Here is an 18,151-nt window from a genome sequence, read left to right as displayed (position 1 = left end):
TCAGACGTTCCAACCGCCCGCGACCTCGAGCGTGACGCCGGTCACGTAATCGGCCGCGGGGCTCAGGAAGTACTTCACCGCCGCCACGATCTCGTCCAGGCGGGCAACGCGGCCCATGGGCAGCTCCTTGAGCGGCTGCGTGACGCTGTTGGCGGCGACGCCCGGGCTGACGACGTTGACGGTCAGGCCGCTGGCCGCCTCGGAAAGCGCCAACGCCTTCGAGTAGAGGATGACGCCCGTCTTGGCGATGCCGTAAGCGGCGATCTTAGGCCTTGCCCGCAACTGCTCGGCGCCCGCGTAACCGATGTTCACGATGCGGCCGCCGTTAGGCGCCAGCCTCAGGTAGGGCACGGCCCGCTGGCAAGTGTAGAAAGTCGAGTAGAGGTTGCTGGCGAGCATCTCGTGCCAGACCTCGCTGGAGAGGTCGGCCAAGGGGCCGTGGTGGTAGTTGCCGACGTTGTTGACGAGCACGTCTAAGCGCCCGAAGAGGGAGTAGGCGGCGTCGACCAGGTCGCGGGCCTCGGCCTCGAGCGTCACGTCGGCGGCCACGGCGACGGCGTGAGCGCCATGCGCCGTGGCCGCCGCCACCACGGCCTCGGCTTCGGCCTGGCTGCGGCGGTAATGGACCATCACGTCGTAGCCGTCGGCCGCCAGGGCCAGGAGGATGGCCTTACCGATGCCTTTGGCCGAACCGGTCACTAGCGCCGCGGGACGGCCGCCCGCGGGGCCGGGTGATGCGGCGCTCATGCCGTGGCTGCACGCGCGCGGTACCGCAGCACCCGCACGGCCTGCACGGTCGTCACGTACGCGAGTTGCGCCCAACAGATCATGACGTAAGCGTACGGCATGCCCAGTGCGAGCACTATGCCCAGCGCCAGGTACTGCGTGCTCAGCCCGAGGTTGACGAGTGCCCCGGTGGAGAAGAGGTCGGCCCAGCGCTGCCGCTCGCCGGAGTCCGCCTCGGTCCACCGCTTGCCGGCCGCCGTTCTGAAGAGCCAGGCGTCCAGGGCGCGGTAGGCGCGGTCCTGTGGGGAGAGGACGGCCTGGTAGAAGCCGCGCACGAGGGCGAGGCTCCATGCCCAGGCGCCCGGTGGGCCGGGTTCGGAGGGCTTCACCCCGCGCGCTTCCTTGTACAGGCGCTCGGCGTTGAAGTCGGCCGTGAGCGCCAGCGTCACGATGACGAAGGCCACCCAGGCGCCCGCGGCGGGGCCGTGCCGGGTCAGGGCCGCGAACAGGGCGACGTTGACGAGCAGGTCGCAAACGGTGTCGAAGTAGCGGCCGAACTCGGTAACGCGGCCCGTGGCGCGGGCCAGGCCGCCGTCGGCGTTGTCGAGCACGGTCTTCACCTGCAGCAGGACCGCCGCCCAGACCCACGCGGAATGTGAGTACGTCGCCACCAAGTACGCCGCCACGAAGCCGATCACCGTGTGACCGGCCACCACCTGCCATGGCTCGACGCCCGTTCGCGCCAGAACCCGCACCACCGCATTGGCGGCCGGGCGAACCAGGAACATGACCAACTCGCTACGGGGCCGCGGTTTGTCGGCGGGCGGCATGATGTAAGGCTAGCAGTCCAGACGCCGCGGTTATCATTTGGTCGGCCGGCCGTGAGTGACGGCGCGAACGCCGGAGCGGAGGACAAAGATCGTGGACCCGAAGTTCAAGCTGGTTACCTCGAACAGCGTCGAGCACTTCGAGCGGCGCCTCAACGAGTTCATCGAGGGCCTGGATAGAGATGACGTCATCAAGGACATCAAGTTCGCCACGGCTACTTACGGCGATGGCGTGGAGTTCAGCGCGCTCGTCCATTACGAGACCCGCAGCGCGCCACATGGTTGAGCGGCCGGTGGAAGGCCGTGTGGGACGCAGGCGGCAGCGCCGAACCGCCCCCCGGCGTCAAGTTCTTCATAAAACCGCTCTGGCCCGCGTTGGTAGACTTCTCACGTGACGGCAACTTTGGTGTTGGTTGTCGACGACGAACCGTCGATGCTCAAAGTCAGCGAACTGACCCTGACGGGGGCCGGCTACGGCGTCATCACTTTCGACGATCCACGGGAGGCGCTCAGCGAGCTCCGTGACGGCCTGCGGCCCGACGTGGTCGTTTCCGACATCTCCATGCCGCCCATGGACGGCTTCGAGTTCTACGCCCAGGTGCACGAGATCGCGGAGCTGCGTGGGGTACCCTTCCTGTTCCTCACCGCCCTCGAGGACCGCGCCTCCATGCGCAAGGGCATGACCCTCGGCGCCGACGACTACCTCACGAAGCCCGTCGAGAAAGACGAGCTCCTCCAGGCCGTCAGCGTCCGCTTGCGGCGCCTGGCCGAGCTGCGGCATCCCCTCACGGGCGTGGTGGCAGCGCACGGCTTCGGGCACCCCAGGGTGATGCGCGAGGGGGAGCGTCTCGATTGGGATTCGCTCAAGGCGCTCGAACTGCTCTTCTACCTGCTCGAGCACCGCGCCGGCGTCACCACCTTCGAAGTCGCCGAGGCGCTCTGGCCGGGCAAGACCGAGTCGAAGGCCTCCAGCAGCTTCCACACCACCCTCTACCGCTTGCGCAAGGTCATGGGCGGCGACGTGGTCGAAAGCGCGAACCGGCGTTACTACCTGCACGACAAGTTCCAGATCGATTACGACGTCGAGATCTACCGCAAGCTGGCGCGTCAGGCGCGCGAGCGCGGCGGGCTGAGCGAGTACATGGACGCGATTCGCGTCTACTCCGGGCACTTCCTGACGGGGTTCGATTCCAACTGGGTGGACAACGTACGCCTCAGCCTGCAAGCCTCACACCTCTCCCTCCTCGAGGGGGCGGCCGAGAAGGCGAGAGACGAAGCCGACCTCACGGAGGCCACGATGCTCTACCAGCTCATGACGGAGCACGAGCCCTACAGCGAGACCGCCTGGGAGGGGCTTGCCGAGACCTGGGAGGCGCGCGGCGAGCGCGCCCGGGCCGTCGAGGCCCGAGAGCGCTTCGAGCGGCTCATGGAAGAGGGCTAAGGGAAAGCGGCAGGGGGCGCCGGAACGCGCCGACCCGGTGACGCAGTAGAATGTCGGAAACCATGCCCATCGCGGCCAGGACCCAAGGAGCCTTCATGTACAGCATCGACCTCACCGGCAAGACCGGTCTAGTCATGGGCGTGGCCAACCAACGCTCGCTCGGTTGGGCCATCGCGCAACCCCTCGCGCAGGCCGGCGCCCGGCTGGCCTTCAGCTACCAGGCCGAACGCCTGCGGCCTACGCTCGAGAAGCTCACCGAGGATCTCGAAAAACCGTTCCTGATCGAGTGTGACGTGGGTGATGACGCTGCGCTGGACGCTCTTTTCGAGGCGGTCGAGGGCGAGTTCGGCAAGCTCGACTACCTCGTCCACGCACTGGCGTTCGCGCCGGCCGAGACCTTCTCGAACCCCTTCGTCGAAACTTCTCGGCAGGCTTGGCAGACCGCCATGGACGTGAGCGCGTATTCGCTCGTTGCCTCGGCCAAGCGCGCCGCCCCGCTCATGCGCGAGGGCGGCAGCATTGTGACGCTCACTTACCTGGCGGCCGAGCGGGTGGTGCCCCACTACAACATGATGGGCGTGGCCAAGGCCGCCCTGGAGGCCAGCGTGCGTTACCTCGCCTACGACCTGGGTCCCAAGGGCGTGCGCGTGAACGCCATCAGCGCCGGAGCCCTGCGGACCATCGCGGCGCGCTCCATCACGGGCTTCACCGAACTCTACGAACAGGCCGGTCAGATGTCGATGCTCCACCGCAACATCACGCACGACGAGGTGGGCGGCGTCGGTCTCTCGCTGCTAGTCGAACAGCTCGGTGGCGGCGTAACGGGCGAAACCTTGTACGTCGATGCGGGCTTCAACGCCATCGGTCTATTCGTACCTCCGGGCCGGCAGTAACGAAGGGCCGCCCGGGCGGGCGGCGCACGGACTATGACTTCCCCTGGGACCGGGCTATACTCGCGCCCATGGTTTCCCTCCACCGCTGGACCGGGGCACTAGGCCGATGGCGGTGGCGCGCGTAACGGCGCGCTACTCACGTTCGCCGCGCCTCGAGGGCGCGGCGTCCCGCCGGGCACCCCGAACAAGTTCTCCGAGGAGAGATCCATGCACCGAAGTCCGCACGTCACCGTGGCCCCAGGCGCCGCGGCGCCGGCAATAAGACCCATATACCGCGAGGTCCTCGCAGATCTCGAGACGCCCCTCACCGCCTACCTGAAGATCGCCGGCCACCCGTCCTTCCTCCTCGAGAGCGTCGAGCAGGGCGAGCGGGTGGCGCGCTATTCCTTCATCGGCACTGGCCAACGCAAGCGTATCGAGGGGCGCGGCTCCACCATCACGCTCACCACACCCGCGGGCGCCGTCACGGTCGAGACCGACGACCCACTCAAGGTCTTGTGGGACGAGGTGGTGCGCGAGACGCAGCCCGCGCCGGGGCTCCCCGTTTTCTGGGCCGGCGCCGTGGGTTACGCCGGCTACGACCTGGTGCGCCAGTACGAACGGCTGCCCGACGCCAACCCGGACACGATCCAGGCGCCCGACATGCTCTTCGTGGAACCCGAACTGGTGGTCGTGTTCGACCACCTGAAGCGCAAGCTCTTCATCATCGCCCCCGCGGCCGTTGGCGACGACGCCGACGCCGCGCGGGCCCGCGCCCTCGTCGATGCTGCCTACGACCGACTGCGTGGACCCTTGCCGGGCGTTCCCGGCGACCGCGCCGGGCGCCTTACGGAGTTCGAGGCGAGCGTCGACCGCGAGCGCTACATGGCCTCCGTGGCCCGCGCCGTCGAGTACATCCATGCCGGCGACGTCTTCCAGGTAGTGCCCAGCCTGCGGCTCTCCGCCGAACTCGGCGCCCACCCCTTCGCCCTCTACCGGGCACTGCGGACCATCAACCCGAGCCCGTACCTCGGCTACCTGGACCTCGGCGGAGTGACGCTGGTGGCGAGTAGCCCCGAGAGCCTCGTGAGGTCCGACGGTTCCAAGGTCGAGACCCTGCCCATCGCCGGCACCAGGCGCCGCGATCCCGACCCCGCGGAGGACGAGAGGCTCGCCGCCGAGCTGTTGGCCGACGAGAAGGAACGAGCGGAGCACGTCATGCTAGTGGACCTCGGTCGCAACGACCTGGGCCGCGTGTGCGTGCCGGGCAGCGTACGCGTCACCGACCTGATGCGAGTGGAGCGCTACAGCCACGTCATGCACATCGTTTCGCAGGTGGAGGGCAGGCTGGCCGAGGGGCGGACGCCGCTAGACGCGCTCTCCGCCACACTGCCGATGGGCACGGCGTCTGGCGCGCCCAAAGTGCGCGCCATGGAGATCATCGACGAGCTGGAGACCCTGCGGCGCGGACCGTACGCCGGCGCGTTCGGTTACCTGGCGGCGGACGGCGCCATGGACATGGCACTCACGCTGCGGACGATGGTAGTCAAGGACGGCCGCGTCCACCTGCAGGCCGGCGCCGGCGTGGTCGCCGACTCCGACCCCGCCACCGAGTGGCAGGAGTGCATGAACAAGCTGGAGGCGCTCAAGCGCGCCGTCGAGATGGCCACCGCGGGGCTCACGTGACGGAGCGTGCCCTCAAACTACTGGTGGTCGACAACTACGACTCGTTCACCTACAACCTGGTGCAGTACTTCGGCGAGCTCGGCGCCGAGGTGGTGGTGTGGCGCAACGACGCCTTCGACCCCGGAGCGGTGAGGACCCTGAACCCGGACGCCGTGATCGTCTCCCCCGGACCGCGCACCCCGGGGGAGGCGGGCGTGTCGGTGGACCTCGTGCGCGCCCTCGGCCCTACGTACCCGATGCTCGGGGTCTGCCTCGGACACCAGGTGATAGGTGAGGCGTACGGGGCTCGCGTGGTGCGCGCCGAGCGGCTCGTGCACGGTAAGACGTCGCCTATAGAGCACGACGGCACGGGGGCGTTCGAGGGGCTCGAAACCCCGCTCACGGCCACTCGTTATCACTCCCTGGTGGTCGTGGACCCGCCCGAGGAGTTGCTCGTGAACGCCTGGACCACCGAACCGGGCACCGGTGAGCGCGTGCTGATGGGCGTTCGGCACCGCGAACACCCCGTATGGGGTGTCCAGTTCCACCCGGAGAGCATCCTCACCCAGAGCGGTCACGACATCCTCGCGAACTTCCTCCGCTTCGCGCGGGAGAGGAAGACGGAGTAACCGGGCCGTGAAGCGGGGGGAGCCGGCGATCTCGGTCATCGTGCCCACGCACGATCGGCGCACGCTCCTCGAGCGCAAACTGCGCGCGCTGGAAGGCGAGGAGGCGCCCTTCGAGGTGGTCGTGGTGGCCGACGCTTGCACCGACGACACCGAGCGCTTCCTCGCGCGTTACCAGCCCGGTTACCCGCTGTCCTGGGCCACGGCGCCCGGCCGGCACGCGGCATACGCGCGTAACCAGGGGGCCCGCATGGCTCGGGGCGATGTCCTGCTCTTCAGCGACGACGACATGATCTCGCGCCCCGGCTGGTTGGCCAAGAACCTGGCCCTGCACGAGGTACCGGGCCGCGTGGGGATCAGCCGCCAAGTACTGCCACCACACCTGAAGCGAGGCGCCACGCTGAGCCACGTGGCCGGCTGGTGGAACGCCGTGGGCGGCTCCTTGAGCCTGCACGCCGACCTGTTCCACGACGTGGGCGGCTACGATGACGCCTTCTCCGAGTACGGCGGCGAGGACGCCGACCTCGGTTACAGGCTGAAGCTCGCAGGCGCCAGGTTCAAGTTCCTGCCCGACGCGGTCGTGGAGCACTGGGACCATGGTTACGAGGAGGGGCTGGCGGCCAAGGCACGCTCCGCCGGCGCGGCCAACGTGCGCGTGTGGCGCAAGCACGGCGCGCCCGAGGTGGCATGGGCCCTGGGCGTCCACCCGGTACTGCTCGGTGCAAAGCGGATCCTGTTCTCACCCCCGCTACGGCCCATTTGGGGCGAGGAGCGTTACCGTTACGAGGTCGCGTACGCGGAGGGGGCCCGCGAAGCTTTAGTGGAAGGAACGGCACCCGAACGATGATCGAGTTCGAGATCGGCAAACTGCTCAACCGGATCTTCGAAGGTCAGACCCTGGACCGCGCCGATGCGCGCGAGGTCCTGGGCCGCTTGATGGACGGTCAACTCTCACAGGTGCAGGCGGCAGCGCTGCTGGCAGCGCTGCGCATGCGGGGCGAGACGGTAGACGAGATCACCGGCTTCGCCGAGGCCATGAGGCAGCGGGCCATCAAGGTGCCGGTGCATGAGGGCGGACCGCTCGTAGACACGTGCGGCACCGGTGGAACAGGGGTCGACACCATCAACATCAGCACGACCGCCATGTTCGTGGCCGCGGCCGGCGGCGCGCGCCTGGCCAAGCACGGCAACGTGGGCGTCACCCGCAAGTCGGGTTCAGCCAACGTACTGGAGGCCCTGGGCGTCGACCTGGACGCCAGCCCCGAGCGCCTGGCGGAGTCGATCGACGTGCACGGCCTGGCCTTCATCTACGCTCGGCGTTTCCACCCTGCCATGGGCTTCGTGGCCCCCATCCGCGCCGACCTGCAGGCGCGCACCATCTTCAACAACTTGGGTCCCTTGACCAACCCCGCGGGGGCCGACAGGCAGCTGATGGGGGTGTACGACCCGCGCCTCACCGAGACGCTGGCCGCCGTGCTTCGCGGCCTTGGCGTCAAGCGGGCCCTGGTGGTGCACGGCGACGTCATCGACGACTTCACCGTTACCGGCCCGAGCAAGGTGACCGAGCTCCACGAGGACGGTAGCCTCACGACCTACATCGTTACGCCCGAAGAGGTGGGCCTGAGGCGCCACCCACTCGCCGAACTCGCGGGCAGCGACCCCGTCACCAACGCCCAACACCTGCGCGCCGTGCTGGCCAACGAGGGCGGCGAGGCCAAGCGAGACGTCACGGTCTTCAACGCGGGCGCCGCGCTCTACCTCGCAGGGCTGGCCGACAGCCTGGCGGGCGGCGTGGAGGCCGCGGAAGCCGCTCTGGACAGCGGAGCCGCAGCGCGCAAGCTGCAGGAGTACCTCGCGTTCTCGGCCGAAGGGCGCGCGGCCGAACAAGCTTGACGGACCCTCGCACTCGCCCTAAGCTCGCGCGCTCCGCCGAAGGCGGCAGTCGCCGGACGGCCATGAAGGCTCATCCCGGGTTGTTAGCATGGTCCGCGTGAAGCTCGTCCAAGGAGTGTTCCTCGTGCTGCTCACCGGCGTGCTGTCGGTAGGCGGGCTACTGACCTCTTCGGCGCTCAAGTGGTCGCAGGAGCTGCCGTCGCTCGAGAAGCTCGACGCCCTCGAGTTCTCCGCCACCTCGCAGGTCTACGCCCGCGACGGCGCCACGCGCATAGGCGTGATCGTACCGGTGGTGGGCGAGGGGCGCGAATCGACCAACCGCATCCCCGTCAGCCTGAGCGAGGTCTCACCCGCGGCCCTGCAGGCCATCGTGGCGTACGAGGACGACCAGTTCTTCAACCACTACGGCATGGACATACCCGCCTTGGGCCGCGCCGTTTACGAGGAGTTCCTCGGCGACTCGTCGCGCGGCGGCTCCACCATCACCACGCAGGTCATCAAGAACACCCTGTTGGAGGACATCCGCTCGGAACGCTCACTGGAGCGCAAGGTCAAGGAGATCATGCTCGCCCTCGAACTCGAGCGGCGCCTCACCAAGCCCGAGATCTTGCAGCGCTACATCAACATGGTCTTCTGGGGCGGCAACGTTTACGGCATCAGGGCCGCCGCCCAGACGTACTTCGGCAAGGACCCCATCGAACTCAACCTCGCCGAAGGGCTCTACCTGGCGCGCCTCATCCCCGCGCCCAACGCTCGCCACGACGACTTCGTCACCACGCGCCGCAGCATGCGCGAGGTGCTCGACAAGATGGTCCGCCAGGGGACCATCAGTTCCGAGATGGCAGAGCGCGCCTGGCGCTATCCGCTGGAGCCCGTGGGCTGGGACGTGACGTACGACGGTAACGGCAACGTCGTCACGGCGGAGCCGACCGGCGCCGAGGTGGTCGTCCAGTCGAGCGTCAGCTCGGACCTCTCGCGCGCCGTGCTCATCGCGGTGCGTAACTGGCTGACCGACCGCTACGGCGAGAGCGTGGTGTTCGGGCGCGGCGGGCTGCGCGTGGTCACGACCATCGACGTGCAGGCGCAGGTGGCCGCCAACCAGGCAAGCCTTCACGCCGAGGTGCCGCCCGGTGCGCAGATGGCCATCGTGGGGATCGACCCGAGTACCGGCGCCGTGCTGGCCATGGTGGGACAGAAGCTCCGCGAGGACGGGGCGGTGGGCGAGTTCAACCGCGCCACCATGGCGTTGCGCCAACCCGGCAGCTCCTTCAAGCCGATCGTCTACGCCACCGCCATCGAGCAGGGCGCGATGAACCAGGCGACCATCCTGGTCGACGAACCCACCAAGTTCACCGTGAGGGGCCAACCGCCTTACGAGCCCGGCAACCACGATCACCTGTTCGACGGTTACCAGACCATCCGGGCGAGCCTCAACCGCAGCCGCAACATCCCCGCGGTCAAGACGCTGGAGGCGGCCGGGGCGGACGCCGTGGCCGAGAAGGCGCGCGAGCTCGGCTACAACGTGGCGCCCTACTACTCCATGGCGCTTGGAACCTTCGAGACCACCCCGCTGCAGCACACCGCAGCCATGGCCGCGTTCGCCAACGGCGGCGTGTACACCGAGCCCTACTTCATAGAGCGCGTCGAGGACGCCGACGGCAACGTGCTCTACCAGGCGGAGCCCCGCTCCGCGCGCGTGTGGAGCGAGCAGACGGCCTACATCATGCTCGACATGCTGCACGGCAACGTGGTCGACCGCGACCCGGCCTACGGCCTCTCAAACCGCGCCCAGGTTCCCGGCCGCTGGATAGCCGGCAAGACCGGCACCACCAACGACGAGGTCGACATCTGGTTCGTTGGCATGACCCCCGGCCTCGTGGCCTCCGTGTGGATCGGCAACGACGACTCGAGCAGCCTGCCGAGCCGCATGACGCTCTCCAACGGCAACACCGACGCCGTCAACAGCTCGCGGCAGCCCATCTACGCCTGGAACGACTTCGTGACGGCGGCGCTGCGTGGGCGTCCGTCGTCGCCGGACGGTTTCCCCGTGCCACCCGGAATCGAGTTCCACACCCTCGACCTCAAGTCGGGCGCCGTCGACTCGGGCGGCGTAAGGGCCGCCTTCCGCGAGACGGATCAACTCTCGACGACCGGCGTCGGCACGGCCGTGAAGGTCAAACTGCCCATCGACACGGCCACCGGCCTGCGCGCCGAGGCCGACACGCCCCCGGAACGCGTCGAGATAATAGAGGTCAACCCCGAGGACGTCGCCAAGTACCTGAAGGCCCCGGGCTGATGGCCGGCCCGGCAACGAACGAGACGCTTACGGCGGTGGCGGGCATCCGCGTGGGCCACTACACCGACCTGGCCGCTCGCACCGGCTGCACCGTGGTGCTCACGCCCGAGGGCGGCTGCGTGGGCTCCGGCGTGGCCCTTGGGCCGGCACCCGGGTCGCGCGAGTACGTGCTGCTGCAGCCGGACAAGACCGTGGAGGCCATCGACGCCGTGGTGCTCACGGGCGGCAGCGCCTACGGGCTCGCGGCCGCTGACGGGGTCATGAACTGGCTGGAGGAGCGCGGCCGCGGCACCGACGCCGGCGTGGCCCGCGTGCCCATCGTGCCCGCCGCCGTGCTGTTCGACCTTGGAGTGGGTTCGGCCACCGTGCGGCCTGACGCAGCCGCGGGCAGGGCCGCTGCCGAGGCGGCGAGCGCCGCTCCCGTGGAGCAGGGCCGCGTTGGCGCGGGGACTGGGGCCACCGTCGGAAAGCTGCGAGGCTACCCCTTCGCCACCGGCAGCGGCCTAGGCAGCCACGCCGCGTGGCTCGGGGGCGCGGTCGTTGCCGCCATCGGCATAAGCAACGCCATGGGCAACGTCATCGACCCCGATACGGGTGAGCTGGTGGCGGGCCTGCCGGGCATGCTTGGGCTGGCGGCGGCAGAGGGCTTCGCAGCCATGCCCGGCGCCAACACCACCCTGGTGTTGGTGGCCACCGACGCGCCCATCACCAAGGCGCAGGCCAACGCGTTGGCCACCAGCGCCCACGTCGGCATCGCCCGCGTCACGCGGCCGTCGCACACCGTGTTCGACGGGGATTCGGCGTTCGTGCTCTCCACGGGCACCGGCCCGGAGGTGCCGTTGGCGGCGCTGTCGGTGGCGGTACAGGAGGTCGTGGCCGCGGCGCTGCTGAAGGGCGTCGTGGCCGGCGGAGCGAGCCGCCGCAGCCCCGAAGGAAGCGAGGCACCATGAGCAACTTCTATCACCTGTCCGCAGGCGAGGACGCGCCCGAACTGGTGGACGCGGTGATCGAGGTGCCGGGCGGCTCCTCGAACAAGTACGAGTACGACCCCGAGCACGGCGTGTTCCGCCTCGACCGGGTCCTCTACAGCCCCATGCACTACCCGGGCGACTACGGCTTCATCCCCAGCACCCACGCAGACGACGGCGACCCGCTCGACATCCTGGTGCTCACGAACCGCCCGACCTTCACGGGCGCCGTCCTGCGCGCCAGGCCCCTCGCGTTCCTCGAGATGAGCGACGAGAAGGGGCGCGACCAGAAGATCCTCGCCGTGCCGGTCGACGACCCGCGCTACGACGGCAACCGTCACCTCGACTCCATCTCACGCCACCGCCTGCGCGAGATCGAGCACTTCTTCCGGATCTACAAGGAGCTCGAGGGCAAGACGACCGTCGTCGAAGACTGGCACGGCATGGACGCCACCTACGCGCTTATCCGCGAGGCCATGGCCGCCTACGAGCGCCTGCAGGCGGAAGCCGGCTAGGCGGCACGAGGCTCGCCCGGCGATGCGGGCCCGGACGAGCGTCTCGGCGCGAGAGCCCGGCTGCGACTACGTGTGGTGTCCCCGAGGCCAGTGGAGGCCGCGGTTCAGGGCCCCACCCGGTAGATGAGTCCGCTGGTGTAGTCGGCTACGTACAGCTCGCCCGCTGCGTCCTCGCCGAAGGTGCTGACGTTGAACCCCGTCTCGAACAGGGGCTTCAACTCCCAACCGTCCTCCGGGCCGGCGCTCCACACGCGGCCCGACGTGAAGTCGGCGAACACGTAGCGGCCGACAAGGGCGGGCACGGCCTCGCCGCGGTAGAGGTAACCGCCGCTGATGGAGGTGCCCCACTGCGGCCCGTGCGGGTACTCGAGGATGGGGAGGGTGAGGCCGGTCTGGTCGCAGGTGGACGCCCCGAAGCAGTGGGAGGCTTCCATGATGTTCCAGCCGTAGTTCTCGCCGCCCTTAGAGTCGGCCGGCTGGAAGTCGACTTCCTCGTAGGCGTTTTGGCCTACGTCGGCGATGTAGAGGTCGCCCGTCTCGCGGTCGAAGGAGAAGCGCCACGGGTTGCGCAGACCATAGGCCCAGATCTCCGACCGGGCGCCGGCAGTGGCCACGAAGGGGTTGGAGGGCGGCACCTTGTAGCCCTTGTCACCCGAGACGTCCAGCCTGAGCAGCTTGCCGAGCAGCACGCCGAGGTTCTGTCCGTTGCCCTGCGGGTCGCCGCCGCTGCCGCCGTCACCGAGGCCAAGGTAGAGATAGCCGTCGGGGCCGAACGCCAACTGACCGCCGTTGTGGTTCGAATATGGCTGCTCCTGCGTAAGGAGGATCTCCTCGGAAGTGGGGTCTGCGCGGTCCGGATTGCCCGGCGTGACGGTGAAGCGCGAGAGGGTGCTCTCGCCCCGCGTCCCCGTGTAGTAGACGTAGAAGTGCCCGCTAGTGGCGTAGTCGGGCGGGAAGGCCAGCCCGAGCAGGCCGCGCTCGCCACCGCTCTTGGTCCGGTCCGAGATATCGAGGAACGGATCTTTGAGGAGCGCCCCGTCCTTGACGATGCGGACCATACCGCCTTGCTGCACGACGAAGAGGCGCGAGTCGCCCGCGTTGGTGATCGAAACGGGCTGCTTGAGACCGTCGGCCACGGGCACCAGGCGCTGAGCGAGGGCGCCTTGGGTGAGGCCCATTAACAGGAGCGCCAGCAGCGTCAGGAGCGTGAGTGCCAGGGTGCCGACGCCGGATGCGCTTCCTCGAGAACGAAACGTAACGGACCGATACAAGTTCATGAGTAGAGGTTAGTCGACTCGCGCCCCGGGCCTCGTGAGCGGCGGCACGGGTGGCCTTCACGTAATGCCGAACTACTGAGCTTATGGCGACGTCCGGTTCTACGATTCGGTGCCATCACGCGCCAGAATCCTCTTCGTAGGGTTCGGGCGTAGTGAATCTTTCCTTGATGCCGCGGTTGCTGAGCTGCCACGGCAGCACAACCAGAAAACGGCAACTCATCGAAGGTGGCGGCCCCAATAGGCCACCAGGTCCTATGGCGCCCTCCGCCTACGCCCGCCAGGGCGGTACGCCTTTGGTAGCAAGCGTACTCAGCCGAGGGTGATGCGGTCGTCGCCGAACCGAGCCGATACCTCTAGCTCGCCACCCAGCGCCTCAACGTATGCCCGCAGGGTCGAGATCTGCGACTGATCCAGTTGCCCACGCTCGATACGAGACACGCGAGACTGCGAGATGTGCAGGCGCTCCGCCATCTCCTCTTGGTTCAACCCATGGCTCGTCCTGACCTCCGCGAGCTTGTGGGCGCGCACCGCGGCGAGCATGCGGTCCTTATGCTCGCCGACCCTCGATTCGTCCAGGTACCCTTCGCGAACGGCCGCCTGCCGTACGTCACCCCACTTCCTGCTCATCTGCTCTCTCCCTCGTCGGCCCACCTCGGCAACCACCTGCGCATGAGCTCGCGCATCTCGTCCTCGCTCAGTCTGGGCTGGTCGTACATGCCCGCTGCCAGGCGTTGCCGCTGGGCCTCGAAGAGGATCACCGCCGCCGCCACGCTGACGTTGAGTGACTGGACCATGCCGAGCATGGGGATCTTCACGTGCTGGTCCGCGAGTTCCGCTGCCTCGGGGCTGACGCCCTCCTTCTCGTTGCCCAGCAACAGGGCGCAGGGCTTCGTGTAGTCGACCGCGCGGTAATCCATGGCCCCCTCGGAGAGGTGGGCGGCGTAGACGCGCATGCCCAGCGCTTTGAGGCCGGCGACGGCGGTGGTGATGTCCTCGTGGACTACCAGCTCGACCCACTTGTCGGCGCTGGCGCTGGTCGCACTGAACGTGGCCACGCCGCCCGTCGGCCGCACGGCGTGCACGGTGCCGATGCCGACGGCGTCGCAGCTCCTGATGACGGCGGAGAGGTTGTGCGGCTTGTGCACCTCCTCGGCGAGCACGGTCAGGTCTGGCTGGCGGTGGGCTAGTACGTCGTGGATGCGCTCGCGGCGGCGCAGGGTCATGGGCGAGAGGATAACCGACGGCCGTGGCGCCCGCGGTCGGTTATCGTCGGCGGATGTCGTTGGAAACCGTGAAGGCTTACCTCCGCGAGTTCGGCAAGGACGGCGCGGTCATGGAGTTCGAGGAGTCGAGCGCCACCGTTGCCCTCGCAGCCGAGAAGGTGGGCACCGAGCCGGCCCGGATCGCCAAGACGCTGGCGTTCTACGACCCCGGCGACGCCACGCGGGCGCTGCTCGTGGTGGCCGCCGGCGACGCCCGGCTGCACAACGGCGCCTTCAAGCGCCAGTTCGGGGGCAAAGCCCGCATGCTGGCGCCTGAGGACCTCGAGCCGCTCACCGGCCACCCCATGGGCGGCGTGTGCCCCTTCGCCAACCCGGAGGCTGCCCGCGTCTACCTCGACGAGTCGCTGCGGCGCTTCGAGGTCGTGTACCCCGCCGCCGGCACGCCCGCCTCGGCCGTGCCCATGACTTGCGACGAACTGGCTGCCGCTTCCCGCTCGCTCGGTTGGGTAGACGTCACGAACGGGTGGCGCGCGGAGGAAGGCTGAGGCAGCCCTAGTTCGGCGCGGTGCGGAAGCGGTACAGCGTCCCGGCCTTGAAGTCGGCTAGGTAGAGCTCCCCGTTCGCATCCTCACCGAACGTCGTGACCATGATGCCGGCCGGCGCCGGGATCTGCGTCATGGCCCAGTCGTCGGCCGCCGAGCTTCGCCACACCTCGCCCGTCATGAAGTCGCCGAACACGTAGGCGCCCTCGAGGCCGGGGACCTGCCTCCCGCGGTACACGTAGCCGCCGGTGATGGAGCGGCCTGTGTCGTCGTGCTCGTACTCCAGGACGGGCAAGGTCAGGCCCGACTTGTCGCACGTGTCGCTACCGTAGCAGTGCATGCCTTCCATGACGTTCCAGCCGTAGTCCTCACCACCCTTGGAGGCGGCCGGCTGGAAGTTCACCTCCTCGTATGCGTCCTCGCCCACGTCGGCGATGTACAGGTCGCCGGTCAGACGGTCGAAGGAGAAGCGCCACGGGTTGCGCAGGCCGTAGGCCCAGATCTCGGCCCTTACGCCCGGAGTGCCCACGAAGGGGTTATCGCTCGGCACGGAGTAGGCCCCGGGCCCCGACACGTCGATCCTCAGGATCTTGCCCAACAGAGTGTCCAACCGCCTACTGGGGTCGCCCCCCGTGGCGCCATCGCCGCTGGCCACGTACAGGTAGCCGTCGCGTCCGAACGCGAGCTGGCCGCCGTAATGGAACTTTGAGTAGTCCGCGCCTCGATGGATGGTGAGCAGGGGCTCCGCCGAGCCGGCAGCGGCGACGTCCGGGTCGCCGGAGACCTCGTAGCGCGCGATGACGGCGTCGCCGTCAAGGTTTATGTAGTGAACGTAGAAGCGCCCATTGGTGGCGTAGTCGGGGTCGAAGGCCAGGCCCAGCAGGCCCTGCTCGCCGTTGGTCGGGACCATGCCGGTAAGGTCCAGGAACGGTGTGGTGAGCACGGCGCCGTCTTTCACCACGCGGATGGCGCCCGCGAGCTCCACCACGAACAGACGAGAGTCGCCCGCGTTGACGATGCCGACGGGATGGTCGAAGCCCGTGTAGGCCACTTCGAGGGCCACGGTCTTGTCTAGTCTTGGTGGCGCTGGAGGGCTCGGCGGCGGCGTGGCGGGGCTCAGCGCACCGCACGCTGCCAGCGCGGAGGCAAGGGTGGCGAGTACGAGCGTGGGTCCAAGTCCACGGAAACGTCGCATCCGGGAAGGATAGCTGCCCAGCATGAGCCGGCCCTGTCCCGCTGCCACGGCGACCGAGGGCGGGTGACGGTGCTTCGAAGTCTCGCCACCAATCCAGGACGGCGTTTCGAAGTCGGGCCGCTAGCCCGGTCCGCGCTACGAGGTCGGGCCACGAGTCCGGGGAAGGAAGGCGCCGATCCCGGCCCCCGCGCTTGACGCCCCTATACCCCGAGCGATATCATCTTTTTCGCTCGTGAAGGGCTTTATCGCTTTCGCGCAGTGCGTGCCGAGGTGGCGGAATAGGTAGACGCGCCAGCTTGAGGGGCTGGTGGCCGCAAGGCTGTAGGGGTTCAAGTCCCCTCCTCGGCACCAAACCAGGATGTGCGTAGGGCCGGCCTGCGGGTCGGTCTTCTGCGTGTTACGGGTGGCCCGCTGGGCTTCTGCCCACGCGGGTTCCGGGCGGCCTGGCGGGGCATGATAGCTTGGCTCATGCCGCCCAGGAACGCGCCTCGGACCGCGCCCGGGAACGCACCCAGGGACACGACCGCCATGGTTCCCTCGGCGAGTTTCCCGTTCCCCGACTACCGTCCAGGCCAGGCGGAGGCCCTCGAGCGGGCGCGGGAGGCCTTCGCCGAAGGCAAGCGCTTCGTGATAGTCGAGGCTCCTACCGGCGCGGGCAAGAGCGCCGTGGCGGTAACGCTGGCGCGCGAGGCGCCCTCGGCGTTCATCGTCACCAACCAGAAGATCTTGCAGGACCAGTACGTCCAGGATTTCCCCGACCTCGCCCTCCTCAAAGGGCGGGCCAACTACGACTGCCTCGTCGCCCCCACTCACGCGGGGGCGGCTCCGTGCACCGTCGGACAGCGCTTCCCCGCTTGCGACGAGTGCCCTTACTTCACGGCCAAGGACGTGGCCATGGCCGCCAACGTCGCGGCCCTGAACTACGCCTACTTCCTCGCCGAACTCAACTACTCCGGCGGCTTCTCCTCGCGTGACCTCCTCGTGCTGGACGAGGCCCACAACGCCGAGGGCGCGCTCATGAACTTCGTGCAGGTCGTCATCGCCGAGGGCGCGCTGCTCCGGGCCGGCTTGCAGCGGGCGCTCCCGCCCGACCTGGGTGACGAGCTGGCGTTCGAGTTCGCCGAGCTGCTGCTGCCCGAGCTGCGCGCCCGGGCGACCGAGCTCGAGCGGGGCTTCAAGGACGTGGGCAACGAAGACGTGGCCTTACAGCAGTTGCGCGTCAAGCAGTGGCTCGACGGCCAGGCCGAGCGCATCATGCTGCTGCTAGACAGCCACGGCGCGGGCGAAGTGGATTGGGTGGTCGAGCGCCGGCGCGGTCACGACGGTCCGAGCATCGTGTTCAAGCCAGTCGAGGTGGCGGCTTTGGCCGAGCCCTACCTCTTCGGCCACGCCAGGCGCGTGCTCATGCTGTCCGCCACCATCCTCGACGCGCGCACGTTCCTCCGCAGCCTAGGCATCGACGAGGACGAGGCCGAGGTTATCAGCGTGCCCTCGTCGTTCCCGCCGGAGAACCGTCCGATAGTCGTGAGGCCCGCCGCCCGCCTCACGCGGCACTACCTCGATCGCGACTTGCCCCTGCTCGCTCAGGCCGTCAACCACCTGGCGCTGCAGCACGAGTACGAGAAGGGCGTGGTGCACGCACACTCGTACAAGATCGCCGGGTTCGTCGCCAAGCACCTGAGCAGCGAGGTGGCGTGGCGCGTCGTCACTCACGAGACCGCCGCGGGCCGAGACGCGGCGCTCGCCAAGCACCTGAGCTCGCCCGAACCCACCATCCTGGTGACGCCGAGCATGACCGAGGGCATCGACCTGGCCGAGGACCTGGCGCGCTGGCAGGTGCTGTGCAAGGTGCCCTATCCGTACCTGGGGGACAAACAGGTGGCTGCACGCATGGAACGCGACCGCGACTGGTACGACTGGCGGACCACGTTGAGCGTGGTGCAGGCGTACGGGCGCAGCGTCAGGAGCGAGACCGACAGCGCCGTCACGTACCTGCTCGACGCCGACTTCCCCAACTTCCTCAAGCGCCAGCAGCGGCGGCTGCCCGATTGGTTCGTCGAGGCGCTCGTGTGACGTGCTTGTGTG

Annotated in this window: 18 protein-coding genes and 1 tRNA gene; 13 read left to right on the top strand and 6 right to left on the bottom strand. The window is 68.6% G+C overall.

Annotation, left to right across the window (positions count from 1 at the left end; genetic code table 11):
• Entirely contained in the window at positions 1-747 is a 747-nt protein-coding gene (gene tmpR, locus ROY82_08425) for a bifunctional dihydropteridine reductase/dihydrofolate reductase TmpR (GenBank protein ID MDT3682484.1), read from the bottom strand.
• Positions 744-1,556 carry a CDP-alcohol phosphatidyltransferase family protein gene (locus ROY82_08420; GenBank protein ID MDT3682483.1) on the bottom strand — a complete coding sequence of 271 codons (813 nt, stop codon included), beginning with the start codon at positions 1,554-1,556 and terminating at the stop codon, positions 744-746. Before ROY82_08420 ends, tmpR begins: the two co-directional genes overlap by 4 nt.
• Before the next feature lie 91 nt (positions 1,557-1,647).
• Here ROY82_08420 and ROY82_08415 point away from each other — a divergent pair, with 91 nt between their 5' ends.
• From ROY82_08415 to ROY82_08370, 10 genes are all read left to right on the top strand, one after another.
• Positions 1,648-1,839: a hypothetical protein gene (locus ROY82_08415; protein MDT3682482.1), complete on the top strand. Its 192-nt coding sequence runs from the start codon at positions 1,648-1,650 to the stop codon at positions 1,837-1,839.
• Between the two features lie 105 nt (positions 1,840-1,944).
• Positions 1,945-2,994, top strand: coding sequence for a response regulator (locus ROY82_08410; GenBank protein ID MDT3682481.1), 1,050 nt, complete (start codon positions 1,945-1,947; stop codon positions 2,992-2,994).
• A 62-nt stretch (positions 2,995-3,056) separates the two neighbouring features.
• Entirely contained in the window at positions 3,057-3,887 is an 831-nt protein-coding gene (locus ROY82_08405; GenBank protein MDT3682480.1) for an enoyl-ACP reductase, read from the top strand.
• Positions 3,888-4,094: 207 nt separating this feature from the next.
• Entirely contained in the window at positions 4,095-5,552 is a 1,458-nt protein-coding gene (gene trpE, locus ROY82_08400; GenBank protein MDT3682479.1) for an anthranilate synthase component I, read from the top strand.
• Positions 5,549-6,160, top strand: a complete 612-nt coding sequence (locus tag ROY82_08395) for an aminodeoxychorismate/anthranilate synthase component II (protein ID MDT3682478.1) — start codon at positions 5,549-5,551, stop codon at positions 6,158-6,160. Before trpE ends, ROY82_08395 begins: the two co-directional genes overlap by 4 nt.
• Positions 6,161-6,167: 7 nt before the next feature.
• Positions 6,168-7,004, top strand: a complete 837-nt coding sequence (locus ROY82_08390) for a glycosyltransferase (GenBank protein ID MDT3682477.1) — start codon at positions 6,168-6,170, stop codon at positions 7,002-7,004.
• Positions 7,001-8,050, top strand: a complete 1,050-nt coding sequence (gene trpD, locus ROY82_08385; protein MDT3682476.1) for an anthranilate phosphoribosyltransferase — start codon at positions 7,001-7,003, stop codon at positions 8,048-8,050. The genes ROY82_08390 and trpD overlap by 4 nt, the downstream gene beginning before the upstream one ends.
• Positions 8,051-8,147: 97 nt before the next feature.
• On the top strand, positions 8,148-10,346 hold the full coding sequence (locus ROY82_08380) for a transglycosylase domain-containing protein (protein MDT3682475.1): 2,199 nt from the start codon (positions 8,148-8,150) through the stop codon (positions 10,344-10,346).
• Entirely contained in the window at positions 10,346-11,296 is a 951-nt protein-coding gene (locus tag ROY82_08375) for a P1 family peptidase (protein MDT3682474.1), read from the top strand. Before ROY82_08380 ends, ROY82_08375 begins: the two co-directional genes overlap by 1 nt.
• Entirely contained in the window at positions 11,293-11,829 is a 537-nt protein-coding gene (locus tag ROY82_08370; protein MDT3682473.1) for an inorganic diphosphatase, read from the top strand. The genes ROY82_08375 and ROY82_08370 overlap by 4 nt, the downstream gene beginning before the upstream one ends.
• Positions 11,830-11,933: 104 nt before the next feature.
• Here the strand turns inward: ROY82_08370 and ROY82_08365 are convergent, their stop codons facing one another.
• The 3 genes from ROY82_08365 to trmH all read right to left on the bottom strand — a co-directional run bounded on the left by ROY82_08365 (position 11,934) and on the right by trmH (position 14,329).
• The gene (locus tag ROY82_08365; GenBank protein MDT3682472.1) at positions 11,934-13,106 is read right to left on the bottom strand and encodes a PQQ-dependent sugar dehydrogenase; all 1,173 of its coding nucleotides are present in this window, start codon (positions 13,104-13,106) and stop codon (positions 11,934-11,936) included.
• 309 nt (positions 13,107-13,415) lie between these two features.
• Positions 13,416-13,733 carry an XRE family transcriptional regulator gene (locus ROY82_08360; protein ID MDT3682471.1) on the bottom strand — a complete coding sequence of 106 codons (318 nt, stop codon included), beginning with the start codon at positions 13,731-13,733 and terminating at the stop codon, positions 13,416-13,418.
• Positions 13,730-14,329, bottom strand: coding sequence for a tRNA (guanosine(18)-2'-O)-methyltransferase TrmH (trmH, locus tag ROY82_08355; protein MDT3682470.1), 600 nt, complete (start codon positions 14,327-14,329; stop codon positions 13,730-13,732). Before trmH ends, ROY82_08360 begins: the two co-directional genes overlap by 4 nt.
• Before the next feature lie 53 nt (positions 14,330-14,382).
• Here trmH and ROY82_08350 point away from each other — a divergent pair, with 53 nt between their 5' ends.
• Positions 14,383-14,874 carry a YbaK/EbsC family protein gene (locus ROY82_08350; GenBank protein MDT3682469.1) on the top strand — a complete coding sequence of 164 codons (492 nt, stop codon included), beginning with the start codon at positions 14,383-14,385 and terminating at the stop codon, positions 14,872-14,874.
• Between the two features lie 7 nt (positions 14,875-14,881).
• Here the strand turns inward: ROY82_08350 and ROY82_08345 are convergent, their stop codons facing one another.
• The gene (locus ROY82_08345; protein ID MDT3682468.1) at positions 14,882-16,066 is read right to left on the bottom strand and encodes a PQQ-dependent sugar dehydrogenase; all 1,185 of its coding nucleotides are present in this window, start codon (positions 16,064-16,066) and stop codon (positions 14,882-14,884) included.
• Between the two features lie 264 nt (positions 16,067-16,330).
• Between ROY82_08345 and ROY82_08340 the strand changes: the two genes are divergently transcribed.
• Together ROY82_08340 and ROY82_08335 are read left to right on the top strand one after the other, a co-directional pair.
• Positions 16,331-16,417, top strand: a tRNA-Leu gene (locus ROY82_08340).
• Between the two features lie 117 nt (positions 16,418-16,534).
• Positions 16,535-18,139, top strand: a complete 1,605-nt coding sequence (locus ROY82_08335) for an ATP-dependent DNA helicase (GenBank protein ID MDT3682467.1) — start codon at positions 16,535-16,537, stop codon at positions 18,137-18,139.
• Positions 18,140-18,151 lie beyond the last annotated feature (12 nt).

Source organism: Truepera sp., assembly GCA_032027045.1.
Classification (GTDB): Bacteria; Deinococcota; Deinococci; order Deinococcales; family Trueperaceae; genus JAAYYF01.
This window is presented reverse-complemented; position numbering and strand designations above follow the sequence as displayed.

What these genes read in the sequence shown, in the direction of transcription:
- tmpR (MDT3682484.1), bottom strand. Translation starts at nt 747, where the DNA reads ATGAGCGCCGCATCACCCGGCCCCGCGGGCGGCCGTCCCGCGGCGCTA.
- ROY82_08420 (MDT3682483.1), bottom strand. Translation starts at nt 1,556, where the DNA reads ATGCCGCCCGCCGACAAACCGCGGCCCCGTAGCGAGTTGGTCATGTTC.
- ROY82_08405 (MDT3682480.1), top strand. Translation starts at nt 3,057, where the DNA reads ATGCCCATCGCGGCCAGGACCCAAGGAGCCTTCATGTACAGCATCGAC.
- trpE (MDT3682479.1), top strand. Translation starts at nt 4,095, where the DNA reads ATGCACCGAAGTCCGCACGTCACCGTGGCCCCAGGCGCCGCGGCGCCG.
- trpD (MDT3682476.1), top strand. Translation starts at nt 7,001, where the DNA reads ATGATCGAGTTCGAGATCGGCAAACTGCTCAACCGGATCTTCGAAGGT.
- ROY82_08375 (MDT3682474.1), top strand. Translation starts at nt 10,346, where the DNA reads ATGGCCGGCCCGGCAACGAACGAGACGCTTACGGCGGTGGCGGGCATC.
- ROY82_08370 (MDT3682473.1), top strand. Translation starts at nt 11,293, where the DNA reads ATGAGCAACTTCTATCACCTGTCCGCAGGCGAGGACGCGCCCGAACTG.
- ROY82_08365 (MDT3682472.1), bottom strand. Translation starts at nt 13,106, where the DNA reads ATGAACTTGTATCGGTCCGTTACGTTTCGTTCTCGAGGAAGCGCATCC.
- ROY82_08360 (MDT3682471.1), bottom strand. Translation starts at nt 13,733, where the DNA reads ATGAGCAGGAAGTGGGGTGACGTACGGCAGGCGGCCGTTCGCGAAGGG.
- trmH (MDT3682470.1), bottom strand. Translation starts at nt 14,329, where the DNA reads ATGACCCTGCGCCGCCGCGAGCGCATCCACGACGTACTAGCCCACCGC.
- ROY82_08350 (MDT3682469.1), top strand. Translation starts at nt 14,383, where the DNA reads ATGTCGTTGGAAACCGTGAAGGCTTACCTCCGCGAGTTCGGCAAGGAC.
- ROY82_08345 (MDT3682468.1), bottom strand. Translation starts at nt 16,066, where the DNA reads ATGCGACGTTTCCGTGGACTTGGACCCACGCTCGTACTCGCCACCCTT.
- ROY82_08335 (MDT3682467.1), top strand. Translation starts at nt 16,535, where the DNA reads ATGCCGCCCAGGAACGCGCCTCGGACCGCGCCCGGGAACGCACCCAGG.